This window comes from Acidovorax sp. KPB24-03, assembly GCF_057546605.1.
The window spans coordinates 1-1029 of the sequence record NZ_BAAJYR010000749.1; the positions used below are offsets into that span (position 1 = coordinate 1).

General features: G+C 69.0%; 1 protein-coding gene. It reads left to right on the forward strand.

Annotation, left to right across the window (positions count from 1 at the left end; all coding sequences use genetic code 11):
* Positions 1–35: 35 nt before the first annotated feature.
* Positions 36–1029: SbmA/BacA-like family transporter (locus AC27KI_RS25705; RefSeq protein WP_487116650.1), on the forward strand; the 994-nt coding region annotated here is incomplete at its 3' end.

Here is a 1029-nt window from a genome sequence, read left to right on the forward strand (position 1 = left end):
CCCCCACTTTTTCCGCCGCCGCCTGGCGCCAGTTCATGAGCGTGGCCAAGCCGTACTGGCTCGGCGACAAGAAGGTCGCGGCATGGTCCCTGCTCGGCCTGCTGGTGCTGCTGATGCTGTGCGAGACGCAGCTGGCCGTGATGCTGATCGACCGCACCGGCGAGATGACCTCGGCCCTGGCCGCCAAGGACCGCGACCGCTTCTGGGACGCGGTGCGCACCTGCCTGCTGGTGCTGGGCTTCGCCGTGCCGGTGTACGCCTTCTACTACTACATGCGCGATGCGTTCTCCAACCACTGGCGGCGCTGGCTCACGCACCGCTTCCTGGACGGCTACCTGGGCGGCCGGCGCTACTACGAGCTGAACACGCAGGGCGGCATCGACAACCCCGACCAGCGCATCAGCGAGGACATCAACACCTTCACGGGCCGCTCCACGCACTTCCTGCTGATCTTCGTCGGCGCGGGCATGCAGCTGGTGGCCTTCAGCACCGTGCTGTGGTCGATCTCCAAGGTGCTCGTGGCCTTTCTGGCGGTGTACGCCCTGCTGGGCACGGTGGTGGCGCTGTACGTGTTCGGCGCGCCGCTGATCCGCCTGAACTTCTGGCAGCTGCGGCGCGAGGCGGACTTCCGCTTCGGGCTGATGCGGCTGCGCGAGAACGCCGAGTCGATCGCGTTCTACCGCGGCGAGTCGCAGGAGCGCGCGCAGCTGGACCACAGCTTCCAGGCGGTGTTCACCAACTACGCGCGGCTCATCAAGCGCCAGCGCTCGCTCAACCTGTTCCAGCGCGCGTTCAGCCAGCTCACGGTGGTGATTCCCGCCATCATCCTGGCCGATGCGGTGCTCTCCGGCGACATGGAGGTGGGCCGCGCCATCCAGGCGGCCGGCGCGTTCGCGGCGGTGCTGGCCGCCGTCTCGCTGATCGTGGACAACTTCGAGAGCCTGAGCCGCTTCGTGGCCGGCATCGGCCGGCTGGACACGCTGGCCCAGGCCCTGCTGGGTGCGCCGGCCCGGCGCGAGGAGCCGGCGG